The following is a 26162-nucleotide window of genomic DNA, read 5'->3' on the forward strand; positions in this document are numbered from 1 at the left end:
GCCCCCTTTCAAAACCACATAAAGCCCCGATTGCAAAATGGCTGCACAACAAACACATCCATTTCGCACTCAGGGCTTTCTCCTCATCTCTACCCAGATGCTTTTAATCATCCTCATTATATAATTGGCTTAATCTTCTTGCTTTTGATTATAAGTAAGTTTCTCTTAGAATTCAATAGTCTTTGTGTTAATCTCTTGTAAAGAATCATTTAAGGCATTGTTAAGCTTTGTTCAGTAATTATGCCATTGCTCAAGGTCTACAATGAGTAAGCGATCGAGAGGATACGTTGTTGTATATCGGTATTTAGTAGCTCCGGCCTCTGTCATAACATACAATTGATTGCCAATGGTCGTGATCCCTTCTGACATAGGGACAAACACAAGTCTACTATGCTGCTCAGGCTTAGCCTGGCGGTCTAGGAACCACAAAGGAACCTCCTTGCCATTCACCGTAACAGACGTATGCTGTGTTTCACTCAACGGATTATTGTACCTAAATAATGTACTATCGTTCCCGCGGCCATAAGAGGTACTAAGAATAATTTGATCCTCTAAAATAACTGCCCCTTGCACCTTCTCTGTAGTCGAAAAGATCATATCAGGAGTTGCTGATACTCCACTATTTTCCGACCATTGCTCAGGAGTGAGCGAATCTGTTTGCTCATCTAAAACGTATCCAGCCATCCAAGCATAATACAGGTCACCGTCACGGTTAACCAAATGATGGCTACTATCTGTCGGATAGCTTCTAGCTTCGTAGAACTCTCCAACCCACAGCACTCCATCAGCATAAACATTGTAAGCAGCATTCACTGGAACAGGAATGTGCTCTATAAAACGTACCTCTTCATTATCCTCCGCTTCTACCAAATCACTTAGCTTCATTTGATAGAGAAAGGTTTCTGAAGCGACCCACACATGCTCACGGCTCACAGTAATCCCACCAGCATGTCCTGTATATGGGGTACCATCCTCGTTATATAGTACAACCGCTTTAACGAGTTCTTCCGTTGTGGCATCAATAACAGCTATCGTACTTGGACGTTTATCATCTAAATAGTAAATCGCTAAAAGCCAATCATTTTCTGCATCATAGCCTAGGCCTTGCGGGACTAGATCCTGAGCCAGACCAGGGATAACAGGTCCATCTTTACTGATTTCCCAAAGCATACTGTACTTCGGATCTTTAGAATGGATCACTCTTTCTTCTTGAGTGATCAGCTGATGACTTGGTGTCACTGTAACGGCAGTTGATTTTTCTGATACGTTTCCAGACATGTCCTCCGCTGTCAATTCAAAAGTAGTCTCCTGATTTCCTAACAGAGAATAGACTGTAAACTGCTGTTCAGCTGCAGATACTGAAAATTCTAGCTGACCATTTTTATAAATATGATAACGATAAAGGTCTTCTTCAGAGTTCGCTGCCCAGGTTATTTCTGCTTGCCCTGCACTCGCTACAGCTTGTACATGTGCGGGGGCTTGTGGAGCTTCTGTATGCTGCTGCGGACGTGAAGGAACCTGACCTGCTACAACCCAGCCTGGTGTAACTGGCTGATGCCCGGCTAACGTTTCCATGACAATACTACCATCCTGCGGATAACCAAACGTAATAGCTCTTAATTCGGATACATCATCACCTGAATAGTGGGCTTTAACCACTTCTAACCCATTCGGATCAATGACTGTTATCGTTTGATTATTACTATTAACTAAACCACCTATTCCCCCTAAAATTTTCAAACGTTCATCAGGGAGATATTTACTAAAATACGAAGAAAAATAGTAGCTATTAAACGCCTCTAGGGTTAAAGGCTCAATTTCTGCTCTCCGTGTCCAAAAGAGAACCGTATCCCAGGGAGCTATCTTGAAGGAATCAGTAATCTCGACATCCCAGCTACCAGATCGAATACGATAGCCTTGTAAATCTATGAATTCGGCACTATTGTTATACAGCTCTAAATATTCAAAAGCATCATAGCCAGCAAAATTATGAGTGTCTGGCACAGCTTCCGTAATCAAAAGCCTAGGGATTGACACACTCTCTTGCAGAGGTTCAGCGGTAATCGGTTCTGATTTGCTAGATTCATTGCCTACATGATCGTACGCTGTGATAGTAAAGGTGTACTCCCTGCCATTTTCTAGTGGGGCTACAGTCCACCGTTGAACATCCGCTGAAACAGTAGTGAATAATGTGCCATTAATAAAAATCCGATAGCCCTCCAAATCAGGCTCACTATTTGAGGTCCACTCTAAGGTCACATGCCCATTACCCGGATGAGCTGTTAGTCCAGTAGGTACAGCAGGTGCATGCACATCAACGTTCTCTTGGGGAAAGGCTATAACCTCTGCGGTAGCTGGTGACTCATTTCCCTCAGCATCAAGAGACGTGACGCGAAAATGATATTCTTGATGATTAGTGAGGCTATCAACAGTTGCATAGGTTTGTTCAGTAACAGTAATGGACCCCGTTGCTCCAGCTCCCTTATAGTAGACGTTAAAGGCGACAGCCTCGGAATCCTCTGAGTCCCAGGATAAGTCAACAAACTGATTACCAGGTGTTGCTACTAATTGTACTGGCATTTTCGGTCCGGGTACTTGAGCATGAGCTAAGGTACCTGGCGTTGGGATAACGTTGTTGCTTATCTTTGTCATGTTTACTTCAGATCCGTTTGCTTGATAAAGCACACTACGATTTTCAATTCCATCTCTTGTCCCTTCATTAATAAGAGCTGTACTAATCGGTACGCCGTCTGGCCCTGCAATACCGACCTTGCGTAAGGCGGAGTCATGCAAGCCTTGTGCTGAAGTGGTCAGTTCAACCTCAAAAACTTGCTCCGGTATCAAGTAGACTCCATAGTTCGAGTTAAAATCCCACAAAGGCACATGCGGGTAATCAAACTTTTTGAGCCAAAGTACGAGAGCGCTTTTAGCTTTAATGGTCTTATCTGTAATCGTCCATCGATTAGCTGGACTATTCATATTACTGGTAAAGTATTGGAGTTGATAGTTAGTAAGATCAATGTCTTCGGAAGTATTATTAAATATCTCTACATACTCATAGGGCTGTCCCACTCCAGAAGACTGGGGAACAACTTCTGTAATAAGTAAAGCAGGCGTCTGGATTGCGGTTTGTTCAGGTGGTACCTGCTCCCTAATTGAATACAACTCTTGTCCCGCATGTAGCGTCGTTGCGGTCCCTACACTAAACGAAAAAAATGCTTGAAGTACTAATAAGAGTGTTAACAATAAAGCTACTGACCTGTTCGATCTAATCATCCTTTCAACCTCCATTTCTGATTTCTGATGCACTTGAGGATAAAAAAAGGAGCAACCCAAAAGCTCTGCACAATCCTGTGCTAAGCTCGGGTTACTCCGTATCTCTTCCCGTCGCATCGAATGATTCATTTATCATTTTCATTATATACAGAATACATACACTTCTCAATGTTAATATTGTTAATTTATTGTATAGCTTTTGGAATACATCATAGGCTTGTGCTCAGCCGACCGCCATTATGCAGTGCAACACTGTGCGCTGGGAGCCGTTCACGGTGCACTTTGTTCATCTATAGAATTTCCTCAGCTTACCCCTCGCTTAAACCTTATAATGCGCCTGTACATTGTACGGTTACCAGATTTAATAAAATGAGACATTGATGGTGCCCTATTTGCTTCAATGATCCATACATGACCTTGTTGATCCAGTCCTATATCCATTCCAAAAATCCTTTGTCTCGGGTAATAGAGTTGCAATCTTCTAGCTGCCAGTAAAGCTACCCTATGGATTTCCGAAATAATAGAATGAACAGGAAGGCTTCTAATGGAGGACCTACGGATCCCACTTCGAAGAGACAACAGCCTCCCTTTGCTTCTAGAAATATTGGTGACGATGAATCCTTTACCAGCCACCTTGGCTATCTCTCCCGTCACCGTCCAGTTGGAGGATTTTCGTTGGCGTTGCACAATGACCCTGATATCAAATGGACGATTGTCTACGGTAGCTAGGTTAATGCGACGTTGAATAATATATTTCCTTGAGCCTATTTTCCGACTTAGATGAGTATATGCACTTTGCAAATCTTGTACGGTTGTTCTGTTCCTTTCCTTGTGAATTTCATACCTCTCATCCGCCAGTGCCCTTACTCTGTATACACCAGCTCCCCCTCCCCCTGATTCTGGTTTCACGATGACCTCACTATATGTGTTCATAAAGCTTCTGAAGGTATCTTCAGTCAATCTTAGTGTTGGGGGTAGATGGAGCTCTAGATTGGCTGAAGCCTTCATAAACTTATATTTTCCCCATTTATCAGCGCCTCGTTTCATGAGCTATTCTCCTCTCGATGAATATAATTGATGTGCTGTAAATAACGCTCCATCCACCGTAAAAATTCCTCGATATCTCTATATGTTATGTCTCCGATATTCGCGATTCGAAACGTATTTAATTGTTCCCATTTACCGGGGTAAATCGTAAATCCCTTACTATAAAAATAATCATGCATCTCCTTAAAGCTGTATGCTGCACAATCAGGCTCAAGAATGGCTGTCACCAGCTTAGAATGGTGTTCTGCTTCAACAAGATGCTTGAGCCCAAGTCTAGAAATACCCTGGATTAATGTCTCCCATGATTTCGCATACCTTGCGTACCTTGCTTCTAGTCCTTCTTCCCTTAACTCTTCTATCGCTCGCTTGAGCGCGTAAAACGTTTGTACGGGAGGAGTGAAACGCATTTGCTGTGTTTTAGAAAAATAGTCATGTTGAGCATATAGGTTTAAGTAATAATTCCTAGGTTGGTTATTCTTCAGACTGTCTAGCTTGCTTTGATCCGCGATCACAAAGGATATTCCCGCCATTCCTTGCAGGTTCTTATTGGAGCTTGCAGCTAAGTAGCTAATATTCATCTTTTCCATATCAATCGGTACGGCCCCATACGAGCTCATCGCATCCACAATTAAATCGATGTTGTATGACTTGCACATATCTCCAATCGATTGTATATCGTTTAAAAGACCCACCGTCGTCTCATGATGGACAATGGCCAGGTGTGAAATTTTCCGAGGGGAGAGCTGAATCAATGTTTCCAAGGCATGTAGGTCGATGGGAGCGTCACAAGGGCTTTTAAACTCCTCTACATCTAGATCATACACTTGAGCGATTTCACACATTCGCTTCCCATACGCTCCGTTTTGAACAATAAGCACAGTGTCCTGACCAACAACCGAGCTAAGGATCGCCTCCACTGCCGCCGTCCCGGAACCACCGAACAGCACTGTGGTGTAATGTTCGGGGTCACTTACTAGATTGGTCAATTCTATAGAAACAGACTTCATCAAGTGACCAAATGGTGCTTCACGGGGACAAATGTCTGGAACAACCTGTGCCAGCTTTACACTGTCCGTTGTTGTAGCAGGACCAGGGTTAAGTAAGATATTTCTCGTTATGCTTTTCATGTCAACACCACCTTCCCTGTACGTTGCTCTACCAGTAATTTTGTTATAGCAGAGCTTCTTATAGCTCATCTATTATAATGAATCATTTTATAATGCATCATTTATAGTGGATCATTTACAATGGATCATTTACTAGATAAGAAATTCCCTATTATTAATATTTTCACATTTTATTTTCAATTCTAAGACGAAGCATTGAACTGATTCATTCTTTAAGATACAACTGTAATCTCTGTCTGACTTCATAAGGCTTAATTTTTGGACGACCTAATTTTTCCTTATGACCTTTCGCCGTCTTTAAATGGAGAAATGTTAGTCCTTTCGATTGTCTCCATTCTTCTATTCTGTTTTTTAGCTCCGTCAAATTGTGAACGTAGAAGGACTTTGCATATCCACAGGAAGCAGCTGCCTCTACAAATTGAACATTATGTGAAACGGTGCTTTGCCCTCCTGTTGAGTCATGAGCGTTATTATCAAGTAAAACATGCAGCATATTTGGAGGATGATATGTCCCATTGGTCGCTAGACTTCCCATACGCATGATTAAGGAACCATCTCCGTCAATGACGACGACATTCCGATTCGTGCTACGTTGCGCAAGAGATACTCCAAGTCCAAACGAACTGACACATCCCATAGAACCAACCATGTACAAATTGCTAGGACTGTCCTCAATTTCGTACAGCTCACGGCCTGTCATTCCTGTTGTAGCTAGTTGGATAGTATCTTTGTCTTTTAAGGAATTAATGACTGTAAGGGCTTCATGCCTAGAAGGCCGTTGATCCTCTTGCTGCTTCAGGGCTCTGACCTGATTCAGGCTTATATCGATCTCCTGTTTTTTCAAAATCACTTGATCAAACGTCCCCTTTTTGACGACAAAGAAGAAAGACTCGTTTTTTTCAATCCAACTATTGGCCTCCTTCAATTGCTGCAATGCTCTGTTCAAATCCTTGGACAAATACTGCCACTTGATTTGCATCAGCTCTAGCTGTGTCGTTGTGATTTCCCCCATGAGCTCATGCTGAGGTTCGTCTGGTACACCAGGTTCACCACGTAAGCTGACAAAGCCAAGCACCGGTATCCGAAAGGGATGATTAAGAGATACTAATGGTGAGATGGCATTCGCTAATCCTGAATTCTGCATTAAAACGACCGATTTCTGTCCTCCCGTGTATGCTCCTGCTGCAATAGCCACCGCATCACCTTCATTAGCTGCTGCTATATATTCACAATCGTTAATCGCATAGTTAATGAGATATTTTAAGCTAGAGCAAGGAACCCCAGTAAAAAATTGATATCCTAGGCTTTTTAATTGTTCGCCAAACAATTCCGTTGAGATCATGATTCCCCAGCTCGTTTGACCTGTCCTGAAGGAAGATACTTCTGCTCAGCAGTTTGGAGCTCTTCAGCCCCTTGCAGTCTAAATATCTCATCTACACTCGCTACCTTGCCCTCGGCCTCAAGGAGATTTTGGGCATCGAAAATTTGCTTTGAAATGCTTTGCATCGCATTAAGGGACGCTCTTACATTGTGATTCGCCCAAATGGCAACACTGACCCCCAGGTCCTTAATTCGTTTGGTGGGTACGGAGTAATATTTTGTTGGTACAATCACTACTGGAACCGCACTATTCCACCCTTTCATAAAGGCTTCTATCTCCTCAAGATCCGCTCTTTTACTGTGTATGAGAACGGCGTCAGCACCCGATTGTCCGTATGCTTCAGCTCTTCGCAAAGCTTCTTCTAGCCCCCATCCTGTAATGAACGCCTCCACTCTGGCTACAACCATAAAGTCTTCATCGTTTTGAGTGTCCTTCATCGCTTTGATCTTGCCACAAAACTCCTCTATATCAGCAAGGGGCTGCGTATGCCCATTTATAAAAGAGTTTGTTTTGGGAAACTGCTTATCCTCGATACACACTCCTGCTATCTGACGTTGCTCTAGCTTCCTTACAAGCCGCCTAGCGTTATTGAAATTACCGTAGCCCGTATCCCCATCTAGTAAAATAGGAATGGACGTTACGTCGCTCATAAATTCCAACACATCCAGCACCTGTGTCCAGGAAGCTTCGTTATTGTCTCGTACACCCATTGCGGCAGATATAGCTAACCCACTAGCCCAAATGCCTTTAAATCCTGTCTCTTCCACTATCTTGGCTGATAATCCATTGTGTGCTTCCATTAAAAACTCTAGATTTTTTGTTTGAAAAAGCTGTTTAAGCTTTGACGTTTTTTTCACGAAAAAACCCCTTCCCACATAAAGCTTTATAGCCAATTTATGCAAGTGGAATGAGAAGAGAGTGGGCAAAGTGGTTGAAAATGTTATCTGGTTAGGTCGTATGGGCACATGGAGGTGTGGCGAAATATGGGGTAAGGCGCGAGTGAGGCACGGTAGCGCATTGAGGCATGGTGAGACGGGGCAGCTGGATGTACGGCAGATGAGACACAGGGTAGCAGGAATCGTGGGCGGATGCGCGTGAGGCATGGGGCAAGTGGAGGCTTAGACTCGGGAACTGAGGAGCGGGAACTGTAGGGTTTGGATCGATTGAGTCGATGAGATGCTGGAAGCGCAGGGAGAGAAGCGATTTACTGGCGAATGCGCAAAGGGGTATCTAACGGACATTTTTGCACCTTACAGAGTAAAATAGGTCACCTGTATTTTCTAATGGACATATGAGACCCTTAGAAGGAAAATTCAGAGATAAACACAACAATTTGTAGCCTAAGGTGCAATTTTGACCGTTAGAAGAGAGAACTGGCACTTTTCCTGCTCTAAGAGTCATTTTTGTCCGTTAGAGCGCGAGCTGTACGATCAGCAAGCTGATATGAGCGGTACCTTTGTTTATGATCTACGACTACAAATACCTCCATGACAACAAGCTGTTTCAATGTACGTCTAGCCTGTCTAACGGATCGCTGCAAATGTTCAGCAAGCTCCTCCGCAGTAAAAGGTCTTAATAATCTGCGGGCATATCTAATTGACTCTGCCTCTGCCCAGCCAATATTAGCTGTAACGGACATTGAAACAAATTTGCCGATGAAAGAAAGTACCAGTTGCCTACACAACTCAGGTTCTTCCTTAATTGACAAATAAGCTATGGGGAGAAACAACCAATCATCAAGACTTAGCAAAGCCTGTTTCATACATAAATCTTTAAATCGCCATGCTTCTATATCTCTTGCATGTGAACGGTAGCCATGAATTTCTATGCAACCTTTCGCCCCATTTGGCATATAGGCAAGATCAATATATCGATAGCGACTGTTAAGGTCTCGCATCTCCCACTCAGGATATAAATGGTCCAAGTTTCCAACGGTAGGCAGCCAAATGGTTCTCAGGAAATCCTTAGTTGCGTGTCCCAAGCCCTTTTTGAGAAGCTCCCGTCTCCTCGGATTTGTTTCAACAGCGATATGTTTTTCAAGCCATGCTTCAAGATTAGAATCGTTAATAATCACTATTACACCCACTTTCTAAGAAATAATTAAGGTAAACTTACTTTAGGTAAAGGATACTATCTCATGATTTTGCTTTGCTTGGTAAAAAGAAGGGGACTCTCAGGAAAGACAAGATGCTTTGCTTGGTAAAAAATGAAGGTTACTCTCTGCTATGTAGATAGATAAGACGCTTTTTACTAATAAAAAGAAAGGGGAAATCTATGAAGAAAAAGAGAAACTATTATACTAAACAGGGGAAAGATATACTCTGTAAAGAAGAAAGGTAGAGTACTGGGGGATACTCTGATTTAAGAAATTTTTAGGTGGTTGTAGGTAGTTTAGGTAATAAGATTATATCACAAAAACATTAAAACAGAGCTTTAGAAATACCACACTGTTTATAACGGAAACTCCATTAAAAATTTTTCGTATTAGTTCTTACGCTCTTATAAAACAAGCTGATTTTTTTAGGATTAATTTATTTCTATTCGTTATGAAAAAATCACCCTGTACAAGTCGGTATACATAAGTCGGTTGAACAAGGGGGTTAATTGATTTTATCCATTTAACTTACGGTTTCCATATGACTCTCTGTAGACACACAATATACCACACTATAAGACACACTAAAAGGAGGAACAATATGCAAGACTTTTTGATCCAATACCAATGGGAGTTATTTATAGGGGCTGAGGTGTTATCTTTTTTATGCCTTGCCACCTTTCTGCTATTTCGCTATGCGTTAGAACGTCAAAAGTTGGGCTCTATCTTTCTACTCCTCTTTTTTGCCATTACCTTAGGAGAAGCAGCTTTGGCTTGGTTTGTTTATCAACAAACTGGAGTGATTGAATCCTTTCAGATTATTGTTTTTATCTTTATCCTATATGCCTGTACGTTTGGAATTGGGGATTTTAAAAAGCTAGATCGGTACATAAAGAAGAAGGTTGGAAAGTGGAAAGGAAAGAACTTACTCACTGAAAAAGACATGTCGATCATTAAAGCTGAAAAGGATCCTGGAGTGATTGCTAAAAAATATAGATTTAGCTGGTATCTACACGCTCTTGTTTTTTTCGTTGCCCACGCTATTTTTTGGATTCTCTACGGGACAGATGGCGCGTCTCCTCTTGACTATGTTACAGATTGGTCCTGGTTTGGTGAAGAGGAGCTTAGCCATGCACCTTTTCAGCATGAGACAATTATGCAAGTCAGTCGTATATGGATGATCATCTTTATCATAGATACCATCTGGTCTTGGTCTTATACGATCTTTCCCGAGAAAAAGAAGAAGGAAGAGTCAGTATAATCATCTAAATACCGTCAGCCTAATAGCATGAGTAAGCTAAAAGGTTGATAAATCACAAAAAAATCCTTATCCCATTCTCTTAAGCTACTAAAGTATCTAAGAGAAGGATAAGGATTTTGCAGTATGTCATCCTTCATTACATGGACGCTTCAGATGCCGATGCTGACTCTGATGAAGAGGAGCTCTGGTTGGAGGAAATACTGGAGCTTGAGCTTGAGGAAGCGTTTGAATCGGAAGAAGCACTAGAGCTAGAACTGGAGGAAGATGTTTTATATTGTTTAACAGCCTGCTTAGAAATAACAGCCACATCGCCTTGTTCATTCTCTCCTACATATTCAGCGCCTGACTCTGCTACTCTCTCAGTTACTAATTCTGGGGTGCTAGCTACCGCTTCTCTAGCTTTCTCATTAATCCGTTCCTGGAGCTTCTCAAGCTCTTCTAATTGAGCTTTTGTACCTTCAGAATCCATCTCCTCCTTTAGGTTTTGGAACATCAGCTTTTTCTCTTCAGCTGAAGCATCGCTGAACGCAATTTGAATTGCCTTTTCTAGAAATTTATTTTGACTTAAACCTTGTAAACCGTATCCTTTTAGTTTCCCTGTTGCTTGCAGCGACATAGGGGTAGAAGGTGCTCCAGAGATTCTCATACTAATCTTCCTTTCTATAAGTGTAATAGATATGCCTACGTTAGTGACAAATATAATAGCTTACGCATTTCTTTATCTATCTTCGAACCTCTCTTAGGTGCTTATACACTTAGGGTACTCTGCTTACATCTATTAGAAGGATTGCTTCTCAATTTATTTTTCTTCTCTATTTTTATATCGACTGATCTCCATTCAAATTAAAGTTTATAAGTAACTGTATTTTTGAGAAATAGACTGGTATTCTTCGAAACGAATGAGATCATGATTCAATATCTGCTCAAAAAAAAGCACTTCTGTCACAAACTTTCGTGAAAGAAATGCTGAAAAATTTATAAATACTTCTTATTCATGCTTCTCACAATCATTCCATGTGAAATTCATTACTGTGGATAATCATTACTGTGAAAAATCATTGGTACAGTAAATTGTATAACCTTTATGCGGATTTGCACTGGCTAAAGGCATACTGAGTGACTGTACAAGAACAATGAGTAGGGCTGTGAGTAGGGCTACTTTTACTTTTTTCATAAGCTCATCCTCCTTTATATGAAAATATCTCTAGTAAAACCTTTTCCTCGCCTAGCTTCTCAAGCTCTTGAAGGGGTAATTGTAAATGAAATGCATTTTCAACAGATTTAAATCCTTTCACAGAATGATAGAAAAATAGCTTGTCCTGCTCTACTAACCCTTTATAGTAATAATAAAAGGGCTTGTCCCATTCTGAAAAAATGTCCTCCTTTAATTCATTTAACAGCTTTTTTGCCCCATCTAAGTCTCCGCGTTGCAGTAAATAGTAAGCATAGTTCGCTTGAGTTATAGGGTCCTCCGATAATTCTAAGGTAAACTCCCGATCAATTCTCCAATAGGATTCAATAAAGGATAATGTCCGTTCACTCGTTCTAGCGTATTCCTCTTTCCCCGTTTGCAAATACATGAGCTTAGCCCGATCAAGATGTTCCTTGGCTTTCTCATAGTCTTCAAAAAGGTAGGATTGTCCCAGATTATCATAGGCTATCGCTTTAACATGGGGAATCACATCCTGCTCAATCACCTTCATACTATACTCTCTAGCCTTATCTACCTCGTTTTGATAAAGATAGACAACGTTCATCAGCATGCCCAGCCTAATGTTTAAGCAGTCTCTCATGAACAAGCTTTTAATGCTATTGATTTGTTGTTCTAACCCATCTAGTAATTCAAAGGTTAGGTTTTGCTTGTTCATTTCATAATAGATGTACGCCGTAATAAACGTATGAAGGATCTGTACTTCTACCGTATTTGGAAAGTACTTTTTCAACGCATGCAGGAGCTCATCCTTATTTAGCTCACCCTTAACACGCATGAGCTCTAAATCATAAATTTTGGCCCATTCTCTATCTGTAGGATTAGAGGAGTCATATAGATTTTGCACAAGTCCTTCGGTAATATCCCATAGTCGATAAATCATACAGTATTCCATACAAAACCTAGCGTTCATGCTTTTTTGAGTTGGAGCATACTCAGCCATATACTCTTTTTCTTTATCTGGAAACAGCTCCTTAATTAGCTTTAAAACGGTCTCAAATTTCAATTCATCACGATCGTTAAGGAACCTCGATATTGTTGATTCACTAACCCCAACAATCTGAGCTAGCTTCTTTTGCCCCATTTGTTTGTTGTCTAAATGGTTAAGAATATGTACCTTTAACATCTTCTTCCCCCTACTAATCCAAATAAAATAAAACAATAATCATTAAATTCTGCTGAATCTCGCCAAATCCTGTAGGTCAATTTTCAATTTTTGCTAAAATTATTCAAGGAATATTCTGATAATAGGTGTAATTACAATTTATAACACCATTCAACTTTGGTCAAGTTAAAATTTAAAATTTGCGTATTTTATCTTCATTAATTTTACCATACTCGACAAAATGACAAAGAAAAAGTCCCGTTTCTACAGATCATAGAAACCAAATAAGGCTTGGCTTATGATCCATAAAAACGGGACACCCTGAGAAAACTTACTTACAATGAATTACAAATGAATAGAGACATACTTCGTTTCTAAAAAGGCTTCGATCCCTTGACGTCCACCTTCTCTTCCTATACCACTTTCCTTCCAGCCTCCGAATGGAGCCTGTGCAGCGGCGGGTAAGCCATCGTTCCAGCCCACTATTCCATATTCCAGCCCTTCAGCTACTCGCATTCCACGAGCTAGATTTTCCGTGAAAAAGTAGGCAGCCAAGCCGTAAGGAGAATGATTAGCCAGTTCTACGGCTTCCTCTTGAGTCTTAAAGGATTGGATCGGCGCAACAGGACCAAAGGTTTCCTCATTCATAATAATCATAGACTGAGACACGTTTTTAAGGATGGTAGGCTCATAAAAGTACGTTCCCGAGGAGGTTGACCCTGAACCTCCGCAAACCACAGTTGCTCCATGCTTTACAGCATCCTGAACGTGCTGATCGACTTTTTCATAGGCATCTTCATTAATGAGGGGACCAATATCGACTCCTTCTTCCTCTCCATTCCCAACCTTAAGCTTCTGTACCTCCTGAGCAAACCGTTCAATAAATGGCTCATAAATCCCTTCTTGAACGTAGACCCGATTCGCACACACACAGGTCTGGCCAGCGTTACGGAACTTGGAGCCAACCACTCCTGCCACAGCCTTGTCTAGATCCGCATCATCGAAAACGATTAATGGAGCGTGACCTCCCAGCTCTAGGGAAAGTTTCTTTAGCTGCTCAGAGCCTTGCTCCATCAGGATTTTACCAACCTCTGTTGATCCGGTAAACGTGACCTTTCGAACCCTTTCATCCTTCATACAGGTCTCTGAAAACGCAGAGGCAGAGCCCGGTGTCAGCTGTATCACTCCCCTTGGGAAGCCTGCCTCCTGGGCTAGCTCCATTAACCTTACTGCCGTCAAAGGAGTATCACTAGAAGGCTTAATTACCACCGTACAGCCTGCCGCTAAGGCTGGTGCTATTTTCCGTGTGATCATTGCTGCCGGGAAATTCCATGGTGTAATGGCTGCCACTACACCTACAGGCTGCTTTAGAACTAGGATACGCTTGTCTTGGTCTCCAGCAGGTATCGTTTCACCGTATACCCGCTTTCCTTCCTCCGCATACCATTCGACAAACCCAGCCGCATACACAACCTCACCCTGTGCTTCCTTGTAGGGCTTACCCATCTCCTTAGTAATGCAATGGGCTAGCTCCTCTTGGTGATCCAGAATGAGTTGATACCATTTATATAAAAGTTCAGAACGCTTCTTGGCCGTTAGTCTTGCCCAGCCCTCTAGCGCTTCACTTGCTCCATCTATCGCTTTTTGTACATCCTCTTTACCTGCCGAGGCTACTTCTCCCACTGTCTCCCCAGTGGCAGGATTACGAATCGTTAAAACCTCATCGGACGATACAGGATCACACCAATCTCCATTAATAAATAGCTTTGCTTTCTTCATCTTAGCTTCCTCCTTCTGTTTTTTAGCTCAGGACACGAATTAAGACCTTGTATACGTTGGATGGCTCACCTTTCATTTGTAACAACTTTTATAACTAACACTTATCGTATACTTTCCCACTTTTACAGAGATTAAAAACTAGAATAATACATTAAATTAGTATATCTCTTTAGGAGAACATTTAAAAAAGAGGCTCTTCCTTAAAGAAGTAACCTCTTTGTGTTTTTTGTATCTACACCTTTTAAAACCGTAAAGCCTTAGCTCAGAAAGATTGCTCCGTAAACCAGAGCACCTAGAATCACAAACGCAGGGTGTACCTTCCATTGTTCCATCAGCAGCAAGCTAGCTCCCCCGATAAAAATCGTTTGAAGAGTCCCTGAATCCTCCCAAGAGCTAAAAAAGAACTCATACGCTAAAACGCCTAATAAAACAGCAATCGTAGGACGAATCAGTCCCGTCATTTTTTTGACCTTTGGTGAATCCTTAAACTTATATAAAAGTCCTAATAATAAAATCATAGCCAATAAGGTTGGTGCAACTGTAGCAAATAAAGCCATGAAGGAGCCAAACCAGCCTCCTACCTCATAGCCGATATAACCCGCCATTTTCGTTGCGATAGGACCAGGCAATGCATTTCCCAGAGCCAGAAGCTCACCAAATTGATCATTCGTCAGCCAACCATAACGATTAACCACCTCAATTTGAATGAGGGGAATAGATGAAGGACCTCCACCATAACCAACAATCCCCGGTATAAAAAAAGCTAAAAAGATGTGCCAGTACAACAGCATAAGCTTCCTCCGTTACTTCTCGTTAAATTTATTTTCTCCCATTTATAGGTTTACAGGCTTGTAACCCCCGTAAGTCATAATTGATTTCCATAAAAGTTTACCCACTTAAAATTTACTCCTTTTTCTGCTCCACTTTAGCTTGTTCAGGTTTTTTCGCCCCACTTAGCAATCCATAGATAAGTAACACACCAATCAGAATGGCAGGGTGTAAGTGTAGAAATTGATAAGACACTAAACTAATAACCCCTAACAATATAGTTGCGGTCCAGCCTAGACCTTTTTGTGATTGCTTGAAAAAAGAATACGCTAGTGTTAGAAGCATCACTCCTACCACAGGTCCAATCGCTTGCGTCATGCCCTGAACGATAGGAGAATCCCTTAGCGAAGCTAGAAACCCTATAAGAACAATCATTAAAATGACAGTAGGTAGTACGGTTGCAATCGTAGCGTTAAGTAGCCCAACGATGCCTCCTACACGATAGCCGATATAGCCAGACATCTTCGTATTAATAGGACCCGGTAGCGTATTGCCTAATGCTAAGACATCGCTGAACTCATTGTCGTCCATCCATTTATATTGCTCGACAACCTCTTTATGGACCAAAGGGATTGTTGAGGGTCCCCCTCCATAGCCCAGCATAGAGGAGCGGAAAAAAGCGATAAAAATATCTCTTTGTAGCTTAAAATCCATCGGTACAGTGTACCTCCTCAGTTAATATTGATCTAATCTTGGATGACAGTACATCTATCTTTGTATATAATGAATGCTAGTCAACGTATCTCTGAATGAGAGATATGAACAAATAATAAGGTGATAAAATGAAATTAGATGACATTGATTTAAAGCTTATCAAGCTCCTTACCGACAATGGACGCATGTCATATGTTGATTTAGCCAAAGAGCTAGGTCTTTCTCATGTTTCCGTTAGGGAGCGTGTGAATCAGTTAAAGGATGAAGGTGTCATTGAAAAATTCAGCGTCGTCATCAATTCCGAAAAAGTGGGCAAAACGGTATCCGCCTTCTTTGAAGTGGATTGTGAGCCAACAGCCCTTGTTTCTGTAGCTGAAGAACTGGCTGAAAATCCTCGGGTAGCAAGCTGCTACCAGATGACAGGACCTAGTACGCTGCATATGCACGTTTTAGTTCAGGACTTTGTTGAGCTAGAGCATTTTATTAATGAAGAGCTTTACGCCCTAAAAGGAATCAACCGAGTAGAAAGTCATATTCTATTACGCCGTTTTAAGAGTCGTAACGGTTTAAAGCTCTAAGAATTTTTTTGAGAATAAAATGGCTCTATTGCTGTAGGACGCTATTAAAGAGCTCCTATCCGATAGGAATTCCAGTCTAGATTCCTGTTGATAGAAGTAACTATTTATCTAGCGGCATCTAGCTATATGCTGTTCCAAAAGTTGAACAAAAGAAAAAGGCTAAGGGCTGACTCAGTTCGTGATGATACCCATGGTTCATTAGATATGCTATCTAGTAACCAGGTTTCAAGTCACATTCTGAGCTAGCCCCTTTTCTTTTTCTATATTTTTAAACAGAACAACCTCTTTTATCCTGCCATATAACTTGTCAAATGATCATTCTACTCAATTTTCTACCAAGCGGCAATCGCTCCATCTGTACGCGACTCCGTCCCCCCGTTAAGCACACCTGTTTCAGGATCTCTCCAAATGATTTGTCCTCTTCCAAAGCTTCCTGTATCGATCGTCTTATGAATCTGATGTCCCTTACGCACTAACGCTTGAGCAATATGATCTGGGAAATGAGGTTCAACATGTACAACCTTATCCTTCATCCACTGCCATCTCGGTGCATCTAATGCCGCTTGTGGATTCAAAGCGAAATCAATCGTATTCATCACCACCTGAGCATGACCCTGTGGCTGCATAAAACCACCCATCACGCCAAATGGCCCGACGGCATGATCTCCCTTGGTTAAAAAGCCCGGGATAATCGTATGGAGTGTTCTTTTACCTGGTGCAAGGGCGTTATCATGAGCTGGATCCAGCGAAAAATTATGTCCACGGTTCTGTAGCGCAATACCTGTTCCAGGAATCACGATACCTGAACCAAAGCCCATATAGTTACTTTGGATAAAGGACACCATATTCCCTTCCCCATCTGCCGTAGCCAGATACACCGTACCACCCCTTGGTGGCTGCCCTGCTTCTGGAGTTAGAGCTTCCTCTCCAATTAAGGCACGACGTTGCTCAGCGTATTTGTCAGAAAGTAAATCCTCTACCTTCACCTTCATATGCTTTGAATCAGTGATATACGCTAAGCCATCACTGAACGCTAGCTTCATCGCTTCGATTTGTTTATGGTACGTTTCTGTACTTTCCTTCTCCGTAAACGTATAGCCTTTCAGTACATTCAAAGCTAATAAGGCAATCAACCCTTGCCCGTTTGGTGGAATCTCCCACACATCATAGCCTTTGTAATGAACTTTAATGGGATCAACCCATTCAGGCTGATATTGCGCTAGATCCTCATAGCGAATATATCCACCGTACTGTTTGGAAAATGTATCAATTTGCTGAGCAATTTCTCCACGGTAAAATGACTCACCCTTAGTTTCAGCTATGGATCTCAACGTTTTGGCATGGCCTTCAGAGCTCCATACCTCTCCAATTTGAGGAGCACGCCCCTTAGGAGCAAACGTCTCAAACCAAGCTTTAAACTCGTCTCCCTTTAAGTTTGCTGAGTAGTTTTTATAGGCTGACAACCAATACTTCCCTAGAATCGGCGTTAAAGGATAACCCTCTTCGGCATACTGAATCGCTGGCTGAAGGACTTCCTCTAAAGGAAGCTTCCCGAAACGTTCAGATAGGGCAACCCAAGCAGAGGGGGCACCAGGAACGGTAACTGGAGTTAAGCCAAACTTAGGCATTTCCGTGTGACCTTGTGCCTTAAGAGCATCAATAGAAAGGCTTTGAGGGGCCGGTCCACTAGCGTTTAAGCCGTGAAGCTTTCCTTTTGTCCAAACTAAAGCAAAGGCGTCTCCCCCTATGCCATTTGAGGTAGGCTCAAGGACGGTTAAGCAGGCTGCCGTTGCAATAGCAGCATCGATGGCATTCCCACCCTTTTTGATGATATCCAGTCCGGCCTGAGCGGCTAAAGGCTGTGATGTAGCAACCATCCCTTTGTTCGCGAATACAGTTGTACGCTGAGAAGCATACGGATAGTACAGAGAATCATAATGAGGCATTGACATGTTCCCCCTAGCATTAAAATAGTCTTGATCTTAGACAAGACAAACGAACAATTCTACATTTTTTAAAAATGTATGAGAAAAAAATATAATGATGTAAGGAATCTATAAAAAATGATAACAAATTGTTTGTTTTTTATTATAAATGATGTTTTTTTGAAAGTCTACAAAACTCCCTATAGCGTCATAGATTAATGCTATACAACTTTCCACCAAAATCACTAGATTTTTCTCCAAGATAAAAAGGCTGTTCCAAGATTTTCTTGGAACAGCCTTGATTAAGCATCAAAAGGTTGCTTCAGGACAGCCTAGCTCTAGATTTACCTAATGGAGGAATACACCACATTAGACATCTATTCCAGCCTGTTAATCTTCTTGCTATTTAGTTTTAATTTTTATTCCATGGAGGTTTTTCCTCGGCTCTCAGCTGAGGTGTACCCTTCAACTACTTTTTAGCCTTTAGTCTAAAGTAGCTTCTTCCCCGTCATCTAATAGATCATCACTTGAATCTGGAAGATCAATAACTTTATTGAAGCTATTTACAAAGACTTTACCGTTGGCTACAGCGGTAGCACGATTGCCGGCCGCATCGACAAGCTCAATTTCAATGACCGCACCATTTAAGACGATACCTGGCGTAACGTTCCATGTTCCAACGTAGTAGCCTGGTTCAACCTCAGTCATTTGAATGCGATTAGCAGCTAGCTCATTCTCAACATTTTCATCTCCAGTAAGTGGAATCGTTAGGTAGAAGCTAGCTGACCCACCATGTGCAGAGCTATGGAAGGATACCTCTAATGTTTCGTTTGGTGCAAGATATTGATCCTCTGCTGGCTGGATATCACTGATATCTGGAGCATCAAGGCTAACGTGTACCGTAACTTGTTTAGTTGTCTCATTCCCTGCTAGGTCAGTTGCCACTACGGAAATGACATTTTCACCTGGATCAAGAATGACACGTTGAGAGAATTCTCCAACTTCACTCACATTCACAGCTTGTCCATTAACAGTTACAGTGTCCAGGTTGTCGTCTAACGCTACTCCGTGAACATTAATGACTTCCCTGTTCGTAACCGTTCCATCTGCTGGTGAAAGGATAGTGATTTGTGGAGCATACGTGTCTTTCACAACCGTTACTGGAGCTGAAGGATCTGTTTCACCCGCATCAATTGTAGCTGTTGCGGTAATCACGTTTTCTCCTTCAACTAGGTCAAGCTCCGAGCTAAATGCCCCGTCTTCACTTTGAACAGTTGTGGCTACTTCTCCATTACGGTATAGAGTAACAAGACTGTCAATCGTTACAGTCCCTTCTACTAAAATGGAACTTTCATTCGTATACGTATCCTCTGCTGGACTCAGAATTACTGGTGAATCTAGTGAGTAGCCCACGCTTGCTCGAACCATTGCGTTCCCGTAGGAAGCATCAAACGGTTGGAAAGCGCCATTTACTACCATGTAGGAGCGTTGCGAAAACGGTCCGTTCTCATCCATACCCACTCCAGGAGTATTCGGATTAGCTCCAACTTGGACAGCAACAACATAGAAGTCCTGATCCGTTGTGAAGCCATGCTCAGATAGATCTACATAGTTCCAGCCACCACGTTCTCCCTCTACAACAACTGGTGCAATCACCATTTCTCCTGGAGAACCATCAGGCTGGCTATCATATACGGCTACTGAGAAGGTGTCTGCACCAGGAATCGGCCAGTCAGCCCCCCATAGATAGACAGAAGCACCTCTCACTTGTGCTGTTCCATCCGGAGTCATTCGTACGGCCCAACCGTTTCCGGCATCATAGAAGGCACGCGCATTCTCGGCTGTGCCATCATCATAGGCGATTTCATCATCGTAGCCTATAAACGGCTTGAGCTGCACAAGCACCTCAGTCGTTTCTCCACCTACCACTACAATTTCCTTCGTATCACTGATATAATCAGCTGCACGAACATCAAGTGTGTAGCTTCCTTCAATCACATTAGAGATTGTAAAGGATCCATCTTCCTCTGTTTCTACAGTTGGAATACGGGCGTCCTCAACAACACGAACACTTGCCCCTTCTATAGGTTCTCCATTACGTTCATTAATCACTTGTCCTTGAACGTCCCCTCTAGGAACTGGATCAAGAAGGAAGTTCTTAACGACCGTTTCATCTTCACCAAGCTCAACTGTATCAGTTTGCGTATAGTATCCGTAGGATTCTACCTGCAATGTCCAAGAGCCTGATGGGTGTAGGATACGATACGTTCCATCTGCTGGATTTGTTCGTACCGTTCTTCCTGTTTCAAGGACAGTAACATAAGCATCAACCGGAAGACCACCTGCACGTAATAGCTGCATTTCAAGCTCTTCCTTATCCGTGCTCATCGTATACACATATCCTGATTCATCTTGCTGTAGCTCAATGGCGCGTAATCTTTCCTCAACTTTTAATTGAGTTGAGTCATTAGCTTTCTTTTCATTTTCTTCAGGAAGAAGTTCTTTTTCAGGTGCTTTAGTACCTTTATCAACAAGCTCCTTATTGATTGTAGGAGTTAGCCTGTTGACGGCACCTAAGGATTGGTTAGCACTACTATTGCCTATCGAAGGCCTATCAATTGGCTGTAGTTCGATACGCTGATCCTCTTGTTCTTCTTCCGTATCCCCTGTCGTTCCTACCACAGTTACATCATCGACATACCAACCTGGGTAAGCTACGATGTTGTCAGATGTAAAGACAAAACGAATTAAGATTTCTTCACCTACATACTCTTCTAGTGATAGTGTAGGAGTATCCCATAACGCAACGCGATTTGTGTACGTAGCTAGGGTATCCCATGTTTCACCACCGTCTGCACTCACTCTAACATAGGCAAAGTCATAGTTATTTTCAATGCTAAACCAGTGAGCAAAGGTTAATTCTGCCGATTCAAGCCCACTTAAATCAATAGTCGGTGACTCAATGTAGCTGTTTGATGAATTAGGATAGTTACCACTTAAGTTCGTAGCCCAGAGCCTTTCACCTGAAGCAGCTTCATTTGGACCTGATGTAGGAACACCCCACGCCCATGAGTTATTTGTTCCACCAGTAGTGAAACCACCATCATTTTCTTCAAAATCAGTACTATACACAAGGGTAATGTACGGAGCTACAACGGTTACCTCATTTGAATACTCACTTTCATTATCTGAGTAATCATAAGCTGTCACCACGTACGTATACTCTGTACCACCTTCCAGAGCTGCATCACTGTAGGAGGTTCCAGACGTTTGAGCGAGTTGCTCTAACTCCCCACCGTTCTCTGAACGATAAATGTTATATCCATGAATATCATTGGCTGTCGAAGCTGTCCAGGATAAATGGACACCTGCACTACCAACGTTTGCTTCTAAGTTAGTCGGAGCATCTGGGGCTTCTTCATCTACTCCTACTAGCTGAAGCTGATCGATATACCAGCCTGGATAATGCACAGAATTATCGGAGAAGAAAGCAAATACGGCAAATACTGGGGACTCTGATCCTGCATATGCATTCAGGTCAACCACTAGAGAACGCCATTGCTGATCTCTACCGGTAAAGGACTCGACAATCTCCCAAGTCTCTCCAAAGTCATCAGATATGGCAATAACTCCTTCATCGAAGTTTAATTCGATATCATACCAATGATCTAATCGTAACGAGGCTTCCTCTGTGTTACGAAGATCTAATGGAGGTAAAAGTAATTGACTATCTGAATTGGCTGAATAGTTGCCGCTGAGGTTGGTTGCCACTAGTTTATCACCAGTTAATGGCTCAGGACCTACCGTAGGTACACCCCAATCCCAATCCCCATCAAGCACCCAGCCAATCGGATATTCAGAGAAATCCTGGCTGTATGCATCAGGGACGACACCAAAGATAACATCCACAGAATATTCTTCTGTTTCAGAAAGATTTCGTCCGTAATCTACTGCTTTAATTTGATAGGTAAAGCCTGGTTCATCGACAAACATCCAAGGGATGGTTCCTTCATAAACCCCACCCTGGTGGTCTCCTGATGTGCGACTCATTGGAATGACAATCCAATATGGAGACGCTGACTGTTTCACCCAGAGCTCCGCTCTTGAAACAGCTACATCGTCTGTTATCGTTGCAGAAATAGGTACATCTAGTCCTGCAAACGCATCATCAATAGGATTATGATCAATAACAGCTGGGTTATGGTCACTTCCTTCAATCAAGACTGAGCCCGTAATGACTCCTCTTCCTGATGCGATTGATGATACAGCATCAAAGACATTCAACAACCCATGACCATATCCGTAGTTAGGTGCTTCTGGATACTGATTATCTGTTGTTGGTATCGCTGAGTCTATCAGAATCTCTTCTAAGTCATCGACAGTCAAGCTAGAATCTAAGGATAACAACAATGCTGCTGCTCCTGCTACGTGTGGCGCAGCCATTGAAGTTCCGTTCCATCCAGCCTCATACCCTCCTGGAACAGCAGAACGAATATTAACTCCCGGAGCTGCTATATCAGGCTTAACATCCCCTTCATACGGCCCTGGACCTTGATTGGAGAAATTTCCTCTAAGGTTATTGATATCCGTCGCTCCAACTGCAAAGCTCTCCGGATAGTTTGAAGGTACACTTACTGAACCAGGGACTGACCCTCCAGTCGTGTTTCCAGCTGCGAAGACAGGGAGAATACCTGCAGCTCTCCAAGCTTCAACCATTGGACGGAACCACTCATTAAGTCCAGATCCGCCACCCCATGAATTGTTAACAATGTCCGGAGCTAAGCTTGGATCAGCTTGTCCATTCTCATTTGTTGGAGCAAGCATAAATTCTGCTGAAGCTAAGATATGAGCAGAGCTTCCTCCGAACTCGGTAAAGGCTCTAGCTGCAATCCATTTGGCTCCAGGTGCCACACCAATTTTATTTTGCCCAGCTGGATCCTGACCTAATATCGTCCCCATAACATGAGTTCCATGAGGTTGAAGAGCAAGATCATAAGGTAGCGGCTGACCGCTCACTGCATCAAACCAGTTTCCTGTAGGATTCGGCTGATCTGGATTAGCAGGGTCATAGCCGCGCCATTTTTCCTTCAGCGCTTCATGCTGCCAATGAGCTCCAGAATCGATCATCCCTACTACAATTCCTGATCCGTCTACACCATACGTATCCCATACAGCAGGTGCTTCGACACGATCAATATTCCACTCAACATTGTCGTTCTGTGTCTTCATTTCTTCCTGTAAGCTTACCGTTCTTTCCGGAAGCTCCAGCTGAATAGTTTCGTTAAACAGGATTTTTTGCACATCTGTACGATAGGATAGCTCCTCAATCACACGCTCAGACACGGTAGCTGAGATTATATTTACAATGTAAAAGCTTTGAATATCTCTTACCGTCCCTTTAGCCTCCTCCTGCTCTAAAAACTTTAATAGATCCTGCTGGCTCTGTTTAGCTGTCGTGCTTAAAGCATCAACAACGGCATACCTAGCCTGCATTTTCTTTTGAAAATCTGTTGCATTAGCAGAGAGACTCTGCTGTGCATCTTCTGCAACCTGAGTACTGTCCACTTGCTCTGTGAGCTTAATAAGTACTTCCACATATTGATCATGCTCTAGCGCTTGCTGAACCTCTGTGCTGATTTTCTCCTGAGCAGTTAGCTGTGTCGTTTCCTTAAGAGAAACATCCACCACACCTGCTTGTCCTGTTGCTGTTGCGAAGCTAGAGAATGAGGTGAAGATCATGATGAAAATTAAGCAAAGTGCAAGTTGCGACTTTTTTCTCGCCCTAACGTTCATTCCATCTCCTCCTAATTCATTTTATGTTGCAATTAATATTATTCAGCATTTTGCGAAAGTTGTCTTTCCAACTTTTGATGCATTTTTTATTCAGCTCCCTCCTACTATCTACCTATTAAGAATATTCAGACTAGTTATATTGTGTTTTAAACTTTATAAAATTTAGAATAAAGAACAGACAATATAAAAAAACACGCTGTCGTGTCCCTACTTCCTGGGCCCAGCGTGTTTTATACAATCTGGTTATGCAGTGTTAAAACATTGTTGATACTGTTTTATCTTTGTTTGATACTTTGTTTCATACTGTTTGACTGTTTAATACTGTCTGACTATTTAATACTTTGTTTGATACTTTGTTTGATATTTTGTTTGATACATTGCTGTCCTTGAAATTACTTTAGCTTAAAGCTTGCCCCATCTATGATTTCAATGTCCTCATGCTCCTTCAAATCCTCCATCAGCCGAAACAAAGCACTATCCTTCTGCTTGGCCTCTATCATGCAATCAATGTGCGGAACACTCCCTTTCACCTTCCGCAAAAAGTCCATAAACATACGTCCATCTACAAAGTCAGCATGCGCTCTGAATTGCTTTTCATTTCTCGGACTGGAGATATGCATTTTCACTGGTAGTGGGGAATGCTCCCAGGTTTTTAGGACTCTCCCCCATTCATTTTCCCAATGCGTATCTTGGTTGTGGGCTAAATGATGATGATAGTCAAATACGAGAGGAATACCTAGCTTTTCACAAAGATATAAGGTATGGATGAGATCAAAGGATTTATCATCGTTTTCAAGCATAATCATCTGCTGTATCGCTTTAGGCACATTAGCCCAATTCGACACAAATCGTTCTAAGGCTTCGTCGGTATTCTTGTAATTCCCACCAACATGCATGACACAACGATGGACAGTGTTTTGCTTCATTCCTTTTAATAAAGCAAAGTGCATTCTTAAGTTCACTAAAGAGTCTTTGAAGACCTCAGGCCTAGGTGAATTGAGCAGAACGAAGTGGTCGGGATGAAAATCCACTCTGAGCTGATGCTTATTTATAAACTCTCCTAGCTCGTTAAGCTCTTTCGTCAAGCTTTTCATATAATCCCAGCCATCTAACTCTTGATGCGTAGCTAATGGCACCAATCTTGAACTTAAGCGAAAAAAAAGAATATCATGAGCTACGTTATGTCTTAGCAAACGTAAGCAGTTCTTTACATTAGATTGAGCAATTCTTTCCAGCTTACGTACAGCTGCCTCACGATCCTCTAACTGTGAAAATTGCTTAAAAGTCATCGTTTGAGAAGGGGAACTGTTTTGCAGATTTACGCTCATCGCTACATAGCCAAGACGAACAGTTGTCATGTCTTTTACCTCCACACTCGTTCTCTATCCTCGATTCTCTGGTTCATACTTTAGCACCAACTAAGAAAGGAGCGTAGTTTTTCCACATTAGGTACTATGCCCTAATGAATGACAAAGTAACAAGATAATGTTATGATAAAGAACAAAAAACACATCGTTCTTTCCGATGTGTTTTTTGTTCTCGTACTTTATATGTGGCATTACACGTTACTCGTTGTTATTTGCTTTTTTAAAAGCAGACATGTTTCTTATATTTCAACGTTTACTGTTTGTCTCCTAAAGCAAACATTAAGTCTCCTTCAGCAACAATCTGATCATCCACTTTTGCTACAGCATGTCCTTTTCCGATTGATCCTCTTAAACGTGTCATTTCTACCTCTAGGATAAGCTGATCTCCTGGTGTAACCTGACCCTTAAAGCGAAAATTATCTATACCCGCTAGAAAGCCAATACGCCCCTTATTCTCCTCCATATTAAGTACAGCAACTGCACCTACTTGCGCTAAGGCTTCAACAATAAGCACTCCAGGCATGACAGGGTATTCAGGAAAGTGCCCCGTAAAAAACTCCTCATTGGCAGTAACATTCTTAATTCCCACAGCACGCTTTCCGTTCTCTAGCTCTATAATTCGATCGACAAGTAAAAAGGGATAGCGATGTGGAATGATTTCCTTAATTTGCTCCGTTGTTAACATAGTATCCTCTCCTTATTTTTATTTACAATTATTCCTTAGCATAATCCAGGC

Annotated in this window: 19 protein-coding genes; 3 read left to right on the forward strand and 16 right to left on the reverse strand. The window is 42.1% G+C overall.

The window, feature by feature from the left end; all coding sequences use genetic code 11:
- Window positions 1–231: 231 nt before the first annotated feature.
- From J2S11_RS11245 to aepX, 5 genes are all read right to left on the reverse strand, one after another.
- On the reverse strand, window positions 232–3276 hold the full coding sequence (locus J2S11_RS11245; protein WP_307394578.1) for a lamin tail domain-containing protein: 3045 nt from the start codon (window positions 3274–3276) through the stop codon (window positions 232–234).
- Window positions 3277–3579: 303 nt separating this feature from the next.
- Window positions 3580–4323 (reverse strand): YheC/YheD family protein, encoded by a 744-nt coding sequence (locus J2S11_RS11250; RefSeq protein WP_307394579.1) that lies wholly within the window; start codon window positions 4321–4323, stop codon window positions 3580–3582.
- Window positions 4320–5450 carry a 2-aminoethylphosphonate aminotransferase gene (locus J2S11_RS11255; RefSeq protein WP_307394581.1) on the reverse strand — a complete coding sequence of 377 codons (1131 nt, stop codon included), beginning with the start codon at window positions 5448–5450 and terminating at the stop codon, window positions 4320–4322. The genes J2S11_RS11250 and J2S11_RS11255 overlap by 4 nt, the downstream gene beginning before the upstream one ends.
- Before the next feature lie 205 nt (window positions 5451–5655).
- Window positions 5656–6792, reverse strand: a complete 1137-nt coding sequence (gene aepY, locus J2S11_RS11260) for a phosphonopyruvate decarboxylase (protein ID WP_307394583.1) — start codon at window positions 6790–6792, stop codon at window positions 5656–5658.
- A complete protein-coding gene (gene aepX / locus J2S11_RS11265) occupies window positions 6789–7688 on the reverse strand; it encodes a phosphoenolpyruvate mutase (protein WP_307394585.1) in 900 nt (299 codons plus the stop codon). Before aepX ends, aepY begins: the two co-directional genes overlap by 4 nt.
- A gap of 70 nt (window positions 7689–7758) precedes the next feature.
- Here aepX and J2S11_RS11270 point away from each other — a divergent pair, with 70 nt between their 5' ends.
- Window positions 7759–7929, forward strand: a complete 171-nt coding sequence (locus tag J2S11_RS11270) for a hypothetical protein (RefSeq protein ID WP_307394586.1) — start codon at window positions 7759–7761, stop codon at window positions 7927–7929.
- Between the two features lie 292 nt (window positions 7930–8221).
- Here J2S11_RS11270 and J2S11_RS11275 read toward each other — a convergent pair whose 3' ends face one another.
- Window positions 8222–8905, reverse strand: a complete 684-nt coding sequence (locus tag J2S11_RS11275; RefSeq protein ID WP_307394588.1) for a transcriptional regulator — start codon at window positions 8903–8905, stop codon at window positions 8222–8224.
- A 622-nt stretch (window positions 8906–9527) separates the two neighbouring features.
- Here J2S11_RS11275 and J2S11_RS11280 point away from each other — a divergent pair.
- Entirely contained in the window at window positions 9528–10187 is a 660-nt protein-coding gene (locus J2S11_RS11280) for a hypothetical protein (protein ID WP_307394589.1), read from the forward strand.
- Window positions 10188–10323: 136 nt separating this feature from the next.
- Here the strand turns inward: J2S11_RS11280 and J2S11_RS11285 are convergent, their stop codons facing one another.
- The 6 genes from J2S11_RS11285 to J2S11_RS11310 all read right to left on the reverse strand — a co-directional run bounded on the left by J2S11_RS11285 (window position 10324) and on the right by J2S11_RS11310 (window position 15763).
- Window positions 10324–10833 (reverse strand): hypothetical protein, encoded by a 510-nt coding sequence (locus J2S11_RS11285; RefSeq protein ID WP_307394591.1) that lies wholly within the window; start codon window positions 10831–10833, stop codon window positions 10324–10326.
- Between the two features lie 396 nt (window positions 10834–11229).
- Window positions 11230–11361 carry a hypothetical protein gene (locus J2S11_RS11290; protein WP_307394593.1) on the reverse strand — a complete coding sequence of 44 codons (132 nt, stop codon included), beginning with the start codon at window positions 11359–11361 and terminating at the stop codon, window positions 11230–11232.
- A 4-nt stretch (window positions 11362–11365) separates the two neighbouring features.
- Entirely contained in the window at window positions 11366–12523 is a 1158-nt protein-coding gene (locus J2S11_RS11295) for an AimR family lysis-lysogeny pheromone receptor (RefSeq protein ID WP_307394595.1), read from the reverse strand.
- A gap of 324 nt (window positions 12524–12847) precedes the next feature.
- Complete coding sequence (locus tag J2S11_RS11300; RefSeq protein WP_307394597.1) at window positions 12848–14281, reverse strand: NAD-dependent succinate-semialdehyde dehydrogenase; 1434 nt, start codon at window positions 14279–14281, stop codon at window positions 12848–12850.
- Between the two features lie 257 nt (window positions 14282–14538).
- The gene (locus J2S11_RS11305; RefSeq protein ID WP_307394706.1) at window positions 14539–15069 is read right to left on the reverse strand and encodes a chromate transporter; all 531 of its coding nucleotides are present in this window, start codon (window positions 15067–15069) and stop codon (window positions 14539–14541) included.
- A 115-nt stretch (window positions 15070–15184) separates the two neighbouring features.
- A complete protein-coding gene (locus J2S11_RS11310; protein WP_307394599.1) occupies window positions 15185–15763 on the reverse strand; it encodes a chromate transporter in 579 nt (192 codons plus the stop codon).
- A gap of 128 nt (window positions 15764–15891) precedes the next feature.
- On the opposite strand from J2S11_RS11310, the gene J2S11_RS11315 reads away from it, so the two are divergent.
- Window positions 15892–16341, forward strand: coding sequence for an Lrp/AsnC family transcriptional regulator (locus J2S11_RS11315; RefSeq protein WP_307394600.1), 450 nt, complete (start codon window positions 15892–15894; stop codon window positions 16339–16341).
- Between the two features lie 332 nt (window positions 16342–16673).
- Here J2S11_RS11315 and J2S11_RS11320 read toward each other — a convergent pair whose 3' ends face one another.
- The 4 genes from J2S11_RS11320 to fabZ form a co-directional block, all read right to left on the reverse strand.
- A complete protein-coding gene (locus J2S11_RS11320) occupies window positions 16674–18287 on the reverse strand; it encodes a gamma-glutamyltransferase family protein (RefSeq protein ID WP_307394602.1) in 1614 nt (537 codons plus the stop codon).
- Between the two features lie 462 nt (window positions 18288–18749).
- Entirely contained in the window at window positions 18750–24059 is a 5310-nt protein-coding gene (locus tag J2S11_RS11325; RefSeq protein ID WP_307394604.1) for a S8 family serine peptidase, read from the reverse strand.
- A 392-nt stretch (window positions 24060–24451) separates the two neighbouring features.
- Window positions 24452–25417: a UV DNA damage repair endonuclease UvsE gene (gene uvsE, locus J2S11_RS11330; protein WP_307394605.1), complete on the reverse strand. Its 966-nt coding sequence runs from the start codon at window positions 25415–25417 to the stop codon at window positions 24452–24454.
- A 262-nt stretch (window positions 25418–25679) separates the two neighbouring features.
- Window positions 25680–26111 (reverse strand): 3-hydroxyacyl-ACP dehydratase FabZ, encoded by a 432-nt coding sequence (gene fabZ / locus J2S11_RS11335; protein ID WP_307394607.1) that lies wholly within the window; start codon window positions 26109–26111, stop codon window positions 25680–25682.
- Window positions 26112–26162 lie beyond the last annotated feature (51 nt).

It is taken from the genome of Bacillus horti, assembly GCF_030813115.1.
GTDB lineage: Bacteria > Bacillota > Bacilli > Caldalkalibacillales > JCM-10596 > Bacillus_CH > Bacillus_CH horti.